The following is a 14978-nucleotide window of genomic DNA, read 5'->3' as shown; positions in this document are numbered from 1 at the left end:
GAGGGATGAATTATGGAATTTTATGACGAGAAAATTAAAGCTCTTGCCATCGAAATCTATGAGCTTGATGCCGAAGTATACAAGAAATTAGGCTCATCCCTCGGCAGGGTATTTGGTGGCGAGAAGGATATATGTATCCGTAACATCATGGAGGATCTGCACTCAAGGCAGAACAGCTCAAGAATCCGAAGCGAGCTTGCCCTGATAAGCAACATGGCAAGAACAATACCTGATCACGATACAAGGCATGATATCATGGTCAGATACAACAACATAGTAGAGGAGATAGCGGAGCTCCCGACAGGCTTTGCCGACGGAGATATCCTCGATCCAAAGATAGCGGATTTAAATACCGTAAACCTGAAGGATCGTTTCAAGACGGGCGATCATCTGATTATCTGTATAGGACGTTCCTGCGGATGTGGTGGAAATGAGATTGGATTTGCACTTGCAGACAAGCTTCGTATGAATTTCTATGATGTGTCTGTCATGAATGAGGTGTTCAGACAGAAGGATGGAGAGGAAGCAGCCCAGGCTACAGCTACCTTCCAGAAAAAAGAGCGAATGGGAATCAAAAAGCGCATAAAAGCTTTTAAGAAATACCACGGACTTTCATCAGAGGATGTGCTTTTCTTTGATACAAGCAAGTTCCTTGTAGAGAAGGCAAAGCAGGAGGACTTCATTGTTATGGGACGTTTTGCAGATGCAATTCTGACAAACAATCATATTCCTCACATAAGTATTTTTATCACAGCACCGGAGAAGAGAAGAATCCAGCGTTTCCTTGAGATAAATAAGAATGTGACTCCGAACCAGGCAAAGAAATGGATAGAATCTGAGGATAAGAGACATCTGAAGACCTACAAATTCTATACCGGCAGAAAGTGGAGCAAGGCAAGTAACTATGATATCTGTATCAACAGTGCCAGCTACGGCATTAAGGGCTCAATAGAGCTTATCATCCGTATGCTCCAGCTCGATGACCGCGTGAAGCAGCTGATTGAGTAATTTTTTAAAGCGTGTTTTATTGACGTAAAACACGCTTTTTTTATATATTTGACATTTTTGAAAAAATCCTCTTACAAAATTCGTGAAAAAGTGATAAAATAATATTGTATAACGAAAGAGGTGTGATATGTTCGAAATAGGTGATTACGTATTAAATGCTACAAATGGAATTTGCAAAATAAGCGAAATCGTGGAGTTAGACATGTCAGGAGACAAGCAACTCAAGTCATATTTTTTACTCCGCCCTGTTGAGGAGGAGAATGACAGAGTGTATATACCTGTTGACAATGCTGATAAGAGGATACGTAAGGTAATAACACAGGATGAGGCACTGGCGGTGCTCGATAGAGTACCTGAGATAGAGGCGCTCGCGGTAAACAATGAGAAGGAGCGCGAAACGCGCTATAAGGAGGCAGTCAGAAGCTGTGAGCCGGATAGTGTGATCAGTCTCTTAAAGTGTTTACATATCAGAAATGAGCAGCGTGCACAGGCAGGCAAGAAGTCTACAGCCGTCGATGAGCGCTATGGCAAGATGGCAGAGCACAATTTAAATGCAGAGCTTGCATTTGTTCTTGAAAAGGACAAGCAGGAGATTAAAGATATAATTCATGATATGCTATAGTATGTGGGCAGAATCAGAAAGCGGGTTCTGCCTTGTTTTTTGCTAAAAATAAGAGATATTAAGAAAAGTTTAAACAAATAATTAATGAGTTTATGTCATGAATATGTTATTATATATCAGGTAAGGGCATATAATATTACCGGTTAAGGGTAAATGAGAAAACTTATCATGTTTTATCTGATAAAAACAAAAGAATGAAAGTAAGGGAATCGATATGAATAATATGAATATTAATTCTGCAATAGCAGATACTCTGGATATAGGGAATACAGACACAGAGAAAAGGACAGGGCTCATAGGCTTTTATAATTACACGGTAGTGCTTACATACATAGGCATGTGGATAGGCTTCCTTGGAGTTATGCTTGCCATAAAGGATAGGTATGTGGGTTCACTAATCTGCCTTATGCTGGCAGGTGTCTGTGATATGTTTGACGGCACCATTGCATCCACAAAGAAGGATCGTACCAGGGACGAGCGCACATTTGGCATACAGATAGATTCGTTAAGTGATATCATATGCTTCGGTGTGCTTCCGGCAGTGTGGGTATTTTGCGTGACACCAAAGATATCAGTTGCATTTATCGCCATATTTGTATTCATACTTTGCGGGCTTATCCGTCTGGCATACTTTAATGTAGATGAGGCCAACAGGCAGGCAGCGACAGCAGAGCGCAGACAGTATTATCTGGGGCTTCCAATCACATCAAGTGCGCTTGCTATTCCGGCGGTATATCTGATTGGAGAGTTCACAGCTATACATACACAGACAATCGCGGCACTTGCCCTTTTAATCATTGGCATTTGCTACGTGCTCCCTGTAAAGCTCAAAAAGCCATCTCTTTTTGGAGAGGTTCTGCTTGTAGGTATAGGAGCAGTTGAGTTTTGTATTCTCATTGCGGAGGTTCTTATTTAATGGCAAAAAAATCGTTTGTAGACTGGCTTTACACCACGGCACCTGGGCGTGTGACACTTAAGGTGCTTCTGCATACAGGTGCACTTAAGCTCGGAGAAATAGTAGCACGCTCCCCGCTGTCTAAGCCGTTTATCAGCCGGTATATAAAGAATAACAATATAGACATGTCTGATTTTAAGGGTCAGAAATATAACAGCTTTCAGGACTTTTTCTCCAGAAAGCGTGATGATATTGAGGTGGACAGGCAGGCTGAGCATCTTATCAGCCCGTGTGACGGCTACCTGAGTGCATACAGGATAAAAAGCAACAACAGCTTTCACATCAAGGGCTCATGGTACAAGGTGACGGACCTTGTCACCGACAAAAAAATTGCAAAGGAATTTGTTGGAGGAGACTGCGTGATACTGCGTCTTTGTGCCAACGATTATCATCATTACTGCTATATAGATGATGGATTTCAGGGCAGGAATCATTTTGTGAAGGGACTGCTTCACAGTGTACAGCCTATTGCACTGGAAAATGCTCCTGTATATAGGCAAAACAGGCGTATGTGGACTATTCTGGATACAGTTAATTTTGGCAAGGTGGCACAGATTGAGATAGGTGCGCTGCTTGTGGGAGGCATAGTCAATGACCACGAGAATGTTATGATGAGAAAGGGCGCAGAGATGGGGCACTTTGAGCTGATTGGCTCCACAATAGTGCTTTTGTTTAAAAAAGGTCATATTGACCTGCTTCCGGAAATTAAAGAGTGTATAAAAGGAGACAAAGAAGTACGTGTTATCCAGGGACAGCATATCGCAAACAGGACAGTTTTTTAACAGAATACTTCCAAAATACAGTCGTATTCCGCTGCTTTTTACAGTAGTGCTCAATTTCAGTGTATACTGGGGCGCGCGTGCTATTGCAGGCGGTTTTATCCATCACAATATAGAGACCTCGCTTGATGATATGATACCGGTTGTGTACCCTACAGTAGTCATTTATTTTGGCTGCTATATTTTTTGGATTATAGGATATCTGTACAATGCAGCGATGGATAAAAGGCACTGTTATCGTTTCCTCATGGCAGACTGGCTGGCAAAGGCAGTCTGTTTTATCTGTTATGTCGTGTATCCTACAACCAACACCCGCCCGGAAATAGTGGGCTCAGACATATGGGCACAGCTCATGCGCTTTTTATATAGTATGGATGCAGCGGACAATCTTTTTCCATCTATACACTGCCTAGTAAGCTGGCTGTGCTATATTGGCATTCGTGGCAATAAAAAAGTACCGCAGTGGATACGTACAACCTTTTGTATTTGCGCTATAGCAGTATTCATATCCACATTGACTACGAAGCAGCATGTGATATATGATGTAGTTGCAGGAGTTGCGCTGGTGGAAGTGACATACCGGGTTTCAAAGCTGATAGTTAAAAAGGCAGTTAAAAAAGGAAAATCGAATACAGAAGCATAATATGTATAAACAGTATAAGGTATACAATTAGTAAGAAAACCTAAAACCAAGGAGTATAAACATGGATGATACACAAATAGAGATGCTGCCGATGTTGGGCGAATTTAGTTCAATTGCCTCGCAGTATGAACACATCATGTTCTACTACGAATCGGGTATACAGCAGATAGTCGCAAAGCTGCAGATATTAAATAATGAATTTAAAAACAATCATGAAAGAAATCCAATTGAGAATATAAAGAGCCGTGTAAAGTCGCTTGACAGCATAATAGACAAAATGAAGCGAAAGGGCATTCCGCTCACCACCAACGCCATGAAGCGTGAGATTAAGGATATAGCCGGCGTCAGGGTCATTTGTCCATTCATATCCGATGTATATCAGGTGGCCAATATGCTTGTGAATCAGGCGGATGTCGAGATTGTCACAATAAAGGACTACATAAAAAAACCGAAGGAGAATGGCTACAGGAGTCTTCATATGATAGTGCTGGTTGATGTGTATTTTTCGGATCACAAGGACAAGGTGCCGATAGAGATACAGTTTCGTACCATTGCCATGAATTTCTGGGCCAGCACAGAGCATCAGCTCCGCTACAAGAAGAGCCGTATATTCACGGAGGAGATGCAGCAGGAGCTCAAGAAATGCGCAGATATCATGGCAGACGCTGATGACAAGATGCAGAATCTGGCAAATGTTTCGGGGATTGTGCAGCCGATTGAGTAAAAGAGAGTGATGTAAATCACTCTTTTTTGCTTGTAAATCAAAAGTTTATATTTATTTAATAAAAATTGTTAGCACTCTCACTTGACGAGTGCTAATCTGCGTGCTATAACATAGTCACAAGGAAATATTGAAGAATTATTTAAAGGATTATTTAGAGATAAAATTTTGATATTACCTGTATAACACATAAGAATCATATTTATGGATAACATAGTAGAAGGGAGTGAGACTATGAACATTCAAAAATTTACACAGAAATCAATAGAGGCAGTCAATGACTGCGAGAAGCTTGCATATGATTATGGCAATCAGGAGATAGAACAGGAGCACCTGCTTGTGGCATTACTTTCACAGGAGGACGGACTGATACCGAAGCTGATTGACAAGATGGAGATAAACGTAGAGCATTTCACAGAGAATGCAAAGCGCCATCTGGCAGCGCGTACAAAAGTAAGCGGCAGCAGTGCACAGGTCTATGTGGGCAATGATTTAAACAAGGTTCTTATCCATGCTGAGGACGAGGCAAAGGCAATGGGAGATGAGTATGTTTCGGTAGAGCATCTTTTCCTGTGTCTGCTGAAGTATCCAAACAAGGCAATGAAGGAGCTGATAAAGGAGTATGGTCTCACAAGAGACAGATTCCTCACAGCACTTTCTACGGTCAGGGGCAATCAGAAGGTCACATCCGATAACCCTGAGGCCACATATGATACACTTGAGAAATATGGCTACGACATGGTGGAGCGTGCAAGACAGCAGAAGCTTGATCCTGTTATCGGCCGTGATGATGAGATACGAAATGTAGTGCGTATTCTCTCACGTAAGACTAAAAATAACCCGGTACTTATCGGTGAGCCGGGTGTTGGTAAAACGGCAGTCGTTGAGGGACTGGCGCAGCGTATCGTAAAGGGCGATGTGCCTGAGGGCTTAAAGGACAAAAAACTGTTTGCACTCGATATGGGCTCTCTGATTGCAGGAGCTAAGTACAGGGGCGAGTTTGAGGAGAGACTTAAGGCAGTGCTTGAGGAGGTAAAAGCCTCTGACGGACAGATAATTCTCTTTATCGATGAGCTTCACACAATAGTAGGAGCCGGAAAGACAGACGGAGCTATGGATGCAGGACAGCTTCTTAAGCCAATGCTTGCAAGAGGTGAGCTGCACTGCGTGGGCGCCACCACACTTGATGAGTACCGTGAGTACATTGAGAAGGATGCAGCTCTTGAGAGACGTTTCCAGCCTGTTATGGTAGACGAGCCGACAGTAGAGGACACTATCTCAATACTTCGTGGTCTTAAGGACAGATACGAGGTATTCCATGGCGTTAAAATCACAGATTCGGCACTTGTCACAGCGGCAGTGCTTTCAAACAGATACATCACAGACAGATTTTTGCCTGATAAGGCAATAGACCTTGTGGATGAGGCATGCGCCATGATAAAGACGGAGCTTGATTCAATGCCGGCAGAGCTTGATGAGCAGAATCGTAAGATTATGCAGCTTGAGATAGAGGAGACAGCTCTAAAGAAAGAGACAGACCACTTAAGTCAGGACAGGCTCGCAGCACTACAAAAGGAGCTTGCAGAGCTGCGTGATGACTTCAATGCGAAAAAGGCTCAGTGGCAGAACGAGAAGGGCGCTGTTGACAAGGTCAGCAAGCTTCGTGAAAAGATTGAGTCCACAAAGAATGAAATCAAGACAGCGCAGCAGAACTATGACCTGGAAAAGGCGGCAGAGCTGCAGTACGGCGTTCTTCCAAATTTGCAGAAGGAGCTGGAATCAGAGGAAGCACTGCTTAAGGACAGGGATTTATCGCTTGTACGTGAGAACGTGGGCGATGAGGAGATTGCACTCATTATCTCGCGCTGGACAGGAATACCTGTTGCAAAGCTTACGGAGAGTGAGCGTAATAAGACACTTCACCTCGATGAGGAGCTGCACAAGAGGGTAATAGGACAGGATGACGGAGTCACAAAGGTGACAGAGGCTATCATCCGATCAAAGGCAGGCATCAAGGATCCTACAAAGCCGATAGGTTCGTTTATGTTCCTCGGACCTACAGGTGTAGGTAAGACAGAGCTTGCAAAGGCACTTGCGGCAAGTCTTTTTGATGATGAGAACAACATGGTCAGACTCGATATGAGTGAGTACATGGAGAAGTACTCAGTGTCACGACTCATCGGAGCGCCTCCTGGATATGTAGGCTATGATGAGGGTGGACAGCTCACAGAGGCTGTAAGGCGTAAGCCATACTCAGTAGTACTCTTTGATGAGGTGGAAAAAGCCCATCCGGATGTATTCAATGTGCTGCTTCAGGTGCTTGATGACGGACGAATTACTGACTCACAGGGACGTACCGTGGATTTCAAAAACACTATCATCATTATGACAAGCAACCTCGGCTCACAGGAGCTTCTTGAGGGTATAGAGGCAGACGGCAGCATCAGCACAGAGTGTGAGAACCGCGTCATGGATGAGCTTAAGGGTCATTTCAGACCGGAGTTTTTAAACAGACTTGATGAGATCATCATGTTCAAGCCTCTCACAAAGGATAACATTGGTCATATCATCACCTTGCTCATGGCAGACTTAAACAAGCGTCTTGTCGACAAGGAAATCACAGTCGAGCTGACAGACACTGCAAAGCAGTTTATCACCGACAATGGCTACGATCCGGTATACGGAGCAAGACCGCTCAAGAGATATCTGCAGAAGCATGTCGAGACACTCGCTGCAAAGCTGATTCTGGCAGATGGTGTGAGAGCAGGAGATACCATTCTTATAGATGTGAAGGATGGCAAGCTTAGTGCATCGGCAGTTCAGAAAAATGCATAAGCAAATGTATAGAAATTAACAGCTCTTTCTCTTTACAATTTCTGTACTTATTTCAATTTTTACATGGCTTGCAGAGGTAGAATTTATTATCTCTGCAAGCCTTTTTACTGCAATTTCACCCATGTACTGCTTCGGCACATGCACAGTCGAAAGAGGCGGTGTAATGTAGGTACACATTGGCATATCATCAAAGCCTATTACTGATATGTCTTCAGGAATACGGTAGCCTGCCTCTGAAAGTGCACGCATAGCTCCGGCAGCAATCAGGTCATTGTCAGCAAAGTAGCATCGGACAAGCTCATCACCGCTTTTTATAACTGCCTTCATATCACAGTAAGCACCGTCAACTGAAGGGGAGAGGTGATGTACGACTGAGCGCGAGGTTGACATACCGTTTTTGCGTATTGCTTTATAGAAGCCGTCGGCTCTTTCCTCAAAGCCGGTTATACTGTATGCGGAATGCAGATATCCGGGTTGTGCATGTGTTTGCTTGATCAGGTAGTCTGTGGCAAGATAGGCACCCTGAAGGTTATTTATAGTCACGCAATCGAGGTTTAAGGCTTCGAAATAGTTGTCTATTAGCACAACAGGCAGACCGCACCTTGTAAAGGGCTTTATGTCATGCTCTTCCATCTCGGTTCCAAGCAGCAGGATACCCTTTGCTCCAAGCCTTTTCCACTCAGATAGCAAAGCCTCAATGTCGTCATTTTCGTATATGTAGCTGATATTCAGGTAGTAGTGGCAGTGCCTGCAGCCCAAATCAATACCCTCTGACAGCTGTGAAAAGAATGGAACATCCTGTACCAAAACGCCGTGCTCTGTATGTGTGTAAACAGGAGAATTAGGAACTACAGCGCCATTCTTTCTGTATATTACAAAATATAATGTGCCATTGGAGGCCGGAGATTCATTGGTATTTGATATTCTTGAAAAATCATATCCGGCAGAGGCCGCAGCTTCGAGCACACGTTTTCTGGTGAGTGTGCTGACACCGGGCTTATTATTAAGTGCCATCGATATAGCTGCTTCAGAAAGATTAAGTTGTTTGGCAAGTTCTTTTGCTGTGATAGACATGGCATGGCTCCTTATGTTTTATTTGTCTCATTATAACATGACAATATAGTATTAACATTATAATTTAGTAAATTAAGTTGAAAAATACACTAAATTTACTAAATTATAGGTATCAATTAAGTTAAACCGGATATATACTTAGCACATAAGAACAATTAATCTGTCCGATGGGGCATATGAGAGAAGGAGATTTACACTATGAACAATATTCCAAAAATGAAAATCGGTATAGTTGCGGTAAGCCGTGACTGTTTTCCGGAAAGTCTGTCAGTAAACAGAAGAAAAGCACTTGTCGATGCATACGCTGCAAAATATGATGCAGCAGACATATACGAGTGTCCTGTATGTATCGTGGAGAGCGAAATACATATGGTACAGGCACTTGAGGACATAAAGGCAGCAGGCTGCAATGCACTTTGCGTTTACCTTGGAAACTTTGGACCGGAGATTTCAGAGACTCTTCTTGCAAAGCACTTTGACGGACCAAAGATGTTTGTTGCAGCAGCAGAGGAGACACAGGAGAACTTAATTCAGGGACGTGGAGATGCATACTGTGGTATGTTAAACGCAAGCTACAATCTGGCACTCAGAAATATAGGAGCGTATATTCCGGAGTATCCTGTGGGCGATGCAGATGACTGCGCAGATATGATACATGAATTCCTGCCAATAGCAAGGGCTATATACGGACTTAATAATCTTAAGATTATTTCATTCGGACCAAGACCACTCAATTTCCTTGCATGCAATGCACCAATCAAGCAGCTCTACAACGTGGGTGTTGAGATTGAGGAAAATTCAGAGCTTGATTTGTTTGAGGCATTTAACAAGCATGCTGGTGATGAGAGAATACCGGATGTGGTAAAGGATATGGAAAAGGAGCTTGGCGAGGGCAACAAAAAGCCTGAGATTCTTGAGAAGCTTGCACAGTATGAACTCACACTTTTAGACTGGGTTGATGAGCATAAGGGCTACAGAAAGTATGTGGCAATCGCAGGAAAATGCTGGCCTGCCTTCCAGACACAGTTTGGATTTGTACCATGCTATGTAAACAGCCGTCTTACAGGAAGAGGTATCCCGGTTTCATGCGAGGTTGACATCTATGGAGTGCTCAGTGAGTTTATCGGAACCTGCGTCAGCGAGGATGCAGTAACACTTCTCGACATCAACAACTCAGTGCCGAAGGATATGTACAAGGAGTCAATCGAGGGCAGATTTGACTACAAGCATACAGATACATTTATGGGCTTCCATTGTGGAAACACCTGTTCAAGCAAGGTTTGCAACCCACAGATGAAGTATCAGATGATTATGGCAAGAAGCCTTCCTATAGAGGTGACAAACGGAACTCTCGAGGGAGATATAGTGCCGGGAGATATTACATTTTACCGTCTCCAGTCTACAGCAGACTGTAAGATTCGCGCTTATGTGGCTCAGGGTGAGGTGCTTCCTGTTGCAACACGTTCATTCGGCAGTATCGGAGTGTTTGCGATAAAGGAGATGGGACGTTTCTACCGTCATGTGCTTATTGAGAAGAATTATCCTCATCACGGAGCTGTAGCTTTCGGTCATTACGGAAAAGCCCTTTTTGAGGTATTTAAATATATTGGCGTGCCAGTTGAGGATATTAACTACAACCAGCCGGCATCACTGCCATACAAGACAGAAAATCCTTTCTGTTAGTGGGGTCTGAATAGTTACGTTATCTGATGTAAACATATTACGTGAATGGAGAATAGATATGCTATATATAGGTGTGGATTTAGGCACAAGTGCAGTAAAGCTTCTGCTCATGGATGAGAGCGGAAAGGTATTAAATATAGTCTCAAAGGAGTATCCAATCAGCTTTCCAAAGCCGGGCTGGTCAGAGCAGAATCCATGTGACTGGTGGGAGCAGACCGTGGCTGGGCTTATAGAGCTGACTAAAGATTTTGACAGGAGCGCTGTTGCGGGAATCAGCTTCGGAGGTCAGATGCATGGACTTGTCGTATTGGATGAAAACGACAATGTAATAAGACCTGCTATACTTTGGAATGACGGAAGAACACAGAAGGAGACAGACTATTTAAATAATGTAATAGGAAAAGAAAAGCTGTCTGAGCTCACCGGAAATATAGCGTTTGCCGGATTTACAGCGCCAAAGATTTTATGGCTAAAAGCAAATGAACCGGAAAACTTTGCCAGAATAAAAAAGCTTATGCTGCCAAAGGATTATATTGCATACCGCATGACAGGTGTATTTAGTACCGATTATTCTGATGCATCGGGAATGCTTCTTCTGGATGTCAAAAATAAGTGCTGGTCAAAGGAGATGCTTGACATATGCGATGTAAGAGAGGAGTGGCTTCCTGGGCTTTATGAGAGCAGTGAAAAGACAGGCACTCTGAAAGCTGATGTGGCATGTGAGCTTGGCTTTCCTAAAGACTGCATAGTTGCAGCCGGGGCAGGAGATAATGCGGCTGCAGCTATAGGCACAGGTACAGTCGGAGCCGGAAAGTGTAACCTCTCTCTTGGAACAAGCGGCACACTTTTTATTACAAGTGATGAGTTCAGAGTGGATTCGCACAATGCGCTTCATTCGTTTGATCATGCTGACGGCGGCTATCATCTGATGGGCTGCATGCTCTCGGCTGCAAGCTGCAACAACTGGTGGATGAAGGATATCCTTCATTCCGATGACTTTGTGAATGAGCAGAAGCCTCTTGAGGAGGATGGCAGACTTGGTGAGAATCATGTGTATTTTCTGCCTTATCTGATGGGAGAGCGCTCTCCGCACAATGATCCGTCTGCAAGGGCAGCGTTTATTGGGATGAGCATGGATACTGACAGAGCCGACATGCTGCAGGCTGTGTTTGAGGGTGTGGCATATGGTCTTCGAGATTCACTTGAGGTGGCAAAGAGCCTTGGTGTGGCACCAAAAAGCACAACAATCTGTGGTGGCGGTGCAAAAAGTGTGCTTTGGAGAAAGATAGTTGCAAACGTCATGAATATGCAGGTTGACACGGTAGAGGTCGAGGAAGGACCGGCATACGGCGGTGCAATACTGGCTGCAGTTGCAAACGGCTGCTTTGAAAATGTGGAGGCTGCGGCAGCGGCTATTGTGAGAAAGAAGGATACAACCATGCCAAGTCCACAGCTTGTCGAAAAATATGAGAAGGGCTATGCAAAATTTAAGCAGTTTTATCCTGCATTAAAGGGCAAATATTAGTCATTTCGTAGAAAATTAAATTTGGTGTTGTAAAGTGGTGCAAATTCATGTATCTTATTATAAGGAAATGAATTTTGCACCACTTTTTTATGCATAATTAGCACTTATAAAACACGTAATTGCCGATTATATCAATGCAAAATGAATTTTTTGCTAAAAGAAATTGCAAAATGATATAACAGATATATCAAATATGCATTTCAGGCGGGGATGATATGGATTTATTTGATTACATGAGAGAACAGAATAAGGAGACAAGCGGTCCCTTAGCTTCTAGGATGCGTCCGACAACACTTGATGAGGTGGTCGGGCAGCAGCACATAGTTGGGAAGGACAAGCTTTTGTATCGTGCGATTAAAGCCGATAAGCTCAGCTCCATCATCTTTTACGGGCCGCCGGGCACCGGAAAGACTACTTTGGCAAAGGTCATAGCCCACACTACCAGTGCTGAGTTTATGCAGATTAATGCAACCTCTGCAGGCAAGAAGGACATGGAAGAGGTCGTGGAGCAGGCGAAGAATAATCAGGGAATGTATCAGAAGAAGACGATACTTTTTATCGACGAGATACATCGCTTCAACAAGGGGCAGCAGGATTATCTGCTTCCGTTTGTGGAGGATGGCACCATTATTCTGATAGGAGCTACCACTGAGAATCCTTACTTTGAGGTAAACGGTGCTTTGCTTTCACGCTCAGTTATTTTTGAGCTTAAAAAGCTGTCAACGGATGATATAAAGGTACTTCTTAAGAGAGCACTGACTGACACAGAAAAGGGCATGGGTGCATACAATGCACAGATAGATGATGATGCACTTGATTTCCTTGCAGATGTGTCAAACGGAGATGCGAGAGCGGCGCTCACAGCGATAGAGCTTGGTGTACTGACCACGGACAGGTCAGACGATGGCATCATTCATATCACTATCGATGTGGCGAGCGAATGTATACAAAAAAGAGTTATCTCCTATGATAAGAAGGGGGATAACCATTACGATACCATCTCTGCTTTTATAAAGAGCATGCGCGGCTCAGACCCGGATGCGGCGGTCTATTATCTGGCGAGGATGCTTTATGCCGGAGAAGATGTGAAATTTATCGCAAGACGAATCATGATACTTGCATCGGAGGATATAGGCAATGCAGACCCGATGGCTATGGTTGTAGCGGCATCGGCGGCGGCAGAGGTCGAGCGCGTTGGAATGCCGGAGGCACAGATTATTCTGTCACAGGCTGTCACATACATGGCATGCGCGCCAAAGAGCAATGCATCATATAATGCGATATCGGCAGCAATGAGCTGCGTGAAGCAGACTAAGACACCGGCTGTTCCGGCACATCTGCAGGATGCCCATTACGGTGCGGCAGAAAAGCTCGGGCACGGAGTCGGGTACAAATACGCACACGACTATCCAAATCACTATGTGAAGCAGCAGTATCTGCCGGATGGCCTTACAGACAGAGTGTTTTACAAACTTACGGATATAGGCTATGAGGCAAAGATAAAAGCACACATGGATGAGCTTCACAGAGACTGTGATACATGAAAGTGCATAGATGAAGCTTGAATAATTGCAAATAGTTGATAATAACATAAATATTTAAAAAATCAGACCAGGAGGATCTTTAAATGAAAAAGTATACAGAAATGACAAAGGACGAGTTAATGCAGGAAAAGACAGCACTTGAGGCTGAGTACGAGAAGATTAAGAATCTTGGCTTAAGCCTTGACATGTCGCGTGGAAAGCCGGGAGCAGACCAGCTTGACCTCTCACTCCCTATGCTCGATGTCTTGAAATCAGACAGTGATATGAAAAGTGAATCAGGACTTGATGTGAGAAACTATGCATGTCTGGACGGAATTCCTGAGGCAAAGGCCCTTATCGCAGGCATGGTAGGAGCAAAGCCTGAGCAGGCTATAGTATATGGAAACTCAAGTCTCAATATCATGTATGATCAGGTTGCACGTGCATTTATCTTTGGTCTTTGCGGCAATACACCATGGTGCAAGCTTGACAAGGTGAAGTTCCTCTGTCCTGTACCGGGCTATGACAGGCACTTTGCAATCACAGAGGAGTTTGGAGTTGAGATGATAAACATCCCTATGACTGAGGATGGTCCTGACATGGATATGGTTGAGAAATATGTCAATAACGATGCCTCTGTAAAGGGAATCTGGTGTGTTCCAAAATACTCTAACCCACAGGGTGTTGTATACTCTGATGAGACAGTTGAGCGCTTTGCAAAGCTTAAGCCTGCAGCAGATGATTTTAGAATCTTCTGGGACAATGCATACACAGTTCATCATCTCTATGATGATAAGCAGGCAGAGATTCCAAATATCCTTGAGCTCTGCGAGAAAGAGGGAAACCCTGATATGGTATTTGAGTTCTGCTCAACAAGTAAGGTGACATTCCCTGGTGCAGGCGTGGCAGGTATATGCACATCTGAGAAAAACCGTGAGGATATCAAGAAGCGCCTTACTATACAGACAATCGGACACGACAAGATTAATCAGCTTCGTCATGCGAGATTCTTTAAGGATGTAGATGGTATCAAGGCTCATATGGCAAAGCATGCAGCTCTTATCAGACCTAAATTCGAGCTGGTTGAGAATATCCTCACAGATGAAATTGCTTCAAGAGGCATCGGAACATGGGTTAAGCCGCTTGGTGGATACTTCTTCGGATTTGAGGCTCTTTCAGGCTGTGCAAAGGAAATCGTTGCAAAGTGCAAGGAAGCTGGTGTCACAATGACAGGTGCAGGCTCTCCTTTCCCTTACAAGAAGGATCCGGATGACAGCGTGATAAGAATTGCTCCGACATATCCATCACTTGATGAGCTGAAAAAGGCTGCAGAGGTGTTTGTTATTGTCACACGTCTTGTCAGCGTAAATAAGCTGCTCGAGGCATAAAATCACTGTTATGTCTTAACGGACAGACGTACAATTCACTGTTATGTCTTAACGGATAGATGTGCAATTCTCTGTTATGTCCTAACGGGGAGATTTATGATTGGCATATTTATCTAAAATAAGTATGTGATATATGTATAAAAACTAAATGAATATTTGTGCACATTTTTTCGGGATTTGGTATTTACAAATCCCGATTTTTGTGTAAGATATAAATATCTT

12 protein-coding genes are annotated in these 14978 nt (G+C 43.7%); 11 read left to right on the top strand and 1 reads right to left on the bottom strand.

The window, feature by feature from the left end:
• Window positions 1-12 precede the first annotated feature (12 nt).
• The 7 genes from EUBREC_RS11575 (at window position 13) to clpB (ending at window position 7563) form a co-directional block, all read left to right on the top strand.
• Window positions 13-1008, top strand: a complete 996-nt coding sequence (locus tag EUBREC_RS11575; RefSeq protein ID WP_012743388.1) for a cytidylate kinase-like family protein — start codon at window positions 13-15, stop codon at window positions 1006-1008.
• Between the two features lie 127 nt (window positions 1009-1135).
• On the top strand, window positions 1136-1630 hold the full coding sequence (locus tag EUBREC_RS11570) for a CarD family transcriptional regulator (protein ID WP_012743387.1): 495 nt from the start codon (window positions 1136-1138) through the stop codon (window positions 1628-1630).
• Between the two features lie 214 nt (window positions 1631-1844).
• Window positions 1845-2546 carry a CDP-alcohol phosphatidyltransferase family protein gene (locus EUBREC_RS11565; RefSeq protein ID WP_012743386.1) on the top strand — a complete coding sequence of 234 codons (702 nt, stop codon included), beginning with the start codon at window positions 1845-1847 and terminating at the stop codon, window positions 2544-2546.
• Window positions 2546-3367: a phosphatidylserine decarboxylase gene (locus EUBREC_RS11560; RefSeq protein ID WP_012743385.1), complete on the top strand. Its 822-nt coding sequence runs from the start codon at window positions 2546-2548 to the stop codon at window positions 3365-3367. The genes EUBREC_RS11565 and EUBREC_RS11560 overlap by 1 nt, the downstream gene beginning before the upstream one ends.
• Entirely contained in the window at window positions 3324-4007 is a 684-nt protein-coding gene (locus tag EUBREC_RS11555) for a phosphatase PAP2 family protein (protein WP_022292614.1), read from the top strand. Before EUBREC_RS11560 ends, EUBREC_RS11555 begins: the two co-directional genes overlap by 44 nt.
• 61 nt (window positions 4008-4068) lie before the next feature.
• Window positions 4069-4731 (top strand): GTP pyrophosphokinase, encoded by a 663-nt coding sequence (locus EUBREC_RS11550; RefSeq protein WP_012743383.1) that lies wholly within the window; start codon window positions 4069-4071, stop codon window positions 4729-4731.
• A gap of 231 nt (window positions 4732-4962) precedes the next feature.
• A complete protein-coding gene (clpB, locus tag EUBREC_RS11545) occupies window positions 4963-7563 on the top strand; it encodes an ATP-dependent chaperone ClpB (RefSeq protein WP_015568238.1) in 2601 nt (866 codons plus the stop codon).
• 15 nt (window positions 7564-7578) lie between these two features.
• Here clpB and EUBREC_RS11540 read toward each other — a convergent pair whose 3' ends face one another.
• Window positions 7579-8637 (bottom strand): LacI family DNA-binding transcriptional regulator, encoded by a 1059-nt coding sequence (locus tag EUBREC_RS11540; RefSeq protein WP_012743381.1) that lies wholly within the window; start codon window positions 8635-8637, stop codon window positions 7579-7581.
• A gap of 198 nt (window positions 8638-8835) precedes the next feature.
• Here EUBREC_RS11540 and EUBREC_RS11535 point away from each other — a divergent pair, with 198 nt between their 5' ends.
• The 4 genes from EUBREC_RS11535 (at window position 8836) to EUBREC_RS11520 (ending at window position 14756) form a co-directional block, all read left to right on the top strand.
• Window positions 8836-10320, top strand: a complete 1485-nt coding sequence (locus tag EUBREC_RS11535) for an L-fucose/L-arabinose isomerase family protein (protein ID WP_012743380.1) — start codon at window positions 8836-8838, stop codon at window positions 10318-10320.
• Window positions 10321-10378: 58 nt separating this feature from the next.
• Window positions 10379-11845, top strand: coding sequence for a xylulokinase (gene xylB / locus EUBREC_RS11530; RefSeq protein ID WP_012743379.1), 1467 nt, complete (start codon window positions 10379-10381; stop codon window positions 11843-11845).
• 215 nt (window positions 11846-12060) lie between these two features.
• Window positions 12061-13389: a replication-associated recombination protein A gene (locus tag EUBREC_RS11525; RefSeq protein ID WP_012743378.1), complete on the top strand. Its 1329-nt coding sequence runs from the start codon at window positions 12061-12063 to the stop codon at window positions 13387-13389.
• 83 nt (window positions 13390-13472) lie between these two features.
• The gene (locus EUBREC_RS11520) at window positions 13473-14756 is read left to right on the top strand and encodes an aspartate aminotransferase type Ic (protein ID WP_012743377.1); all 1284 of its coding nucleotides are present in this window, start codon (window positions 13473-13475) and stop codon (window positions 14754-14756) included.
• The last annotated feature ends 222 nt before the right edge of the window (window positions 14757-14978 follow it).

Source organism: Agathobacter rectalis ATCC 33656 (genome assembly GCF_000020605.1).
GTDB lineage: Bacteria > Bacillota > Clostridia > Lachnospirales > Lachnospiraceae > Roseburia > Roseburia rectalis.
Note: the sequence above shows the minus strand (reverse complement) of the source record. Positions and strands in the feature narration are given on the sequence as shown.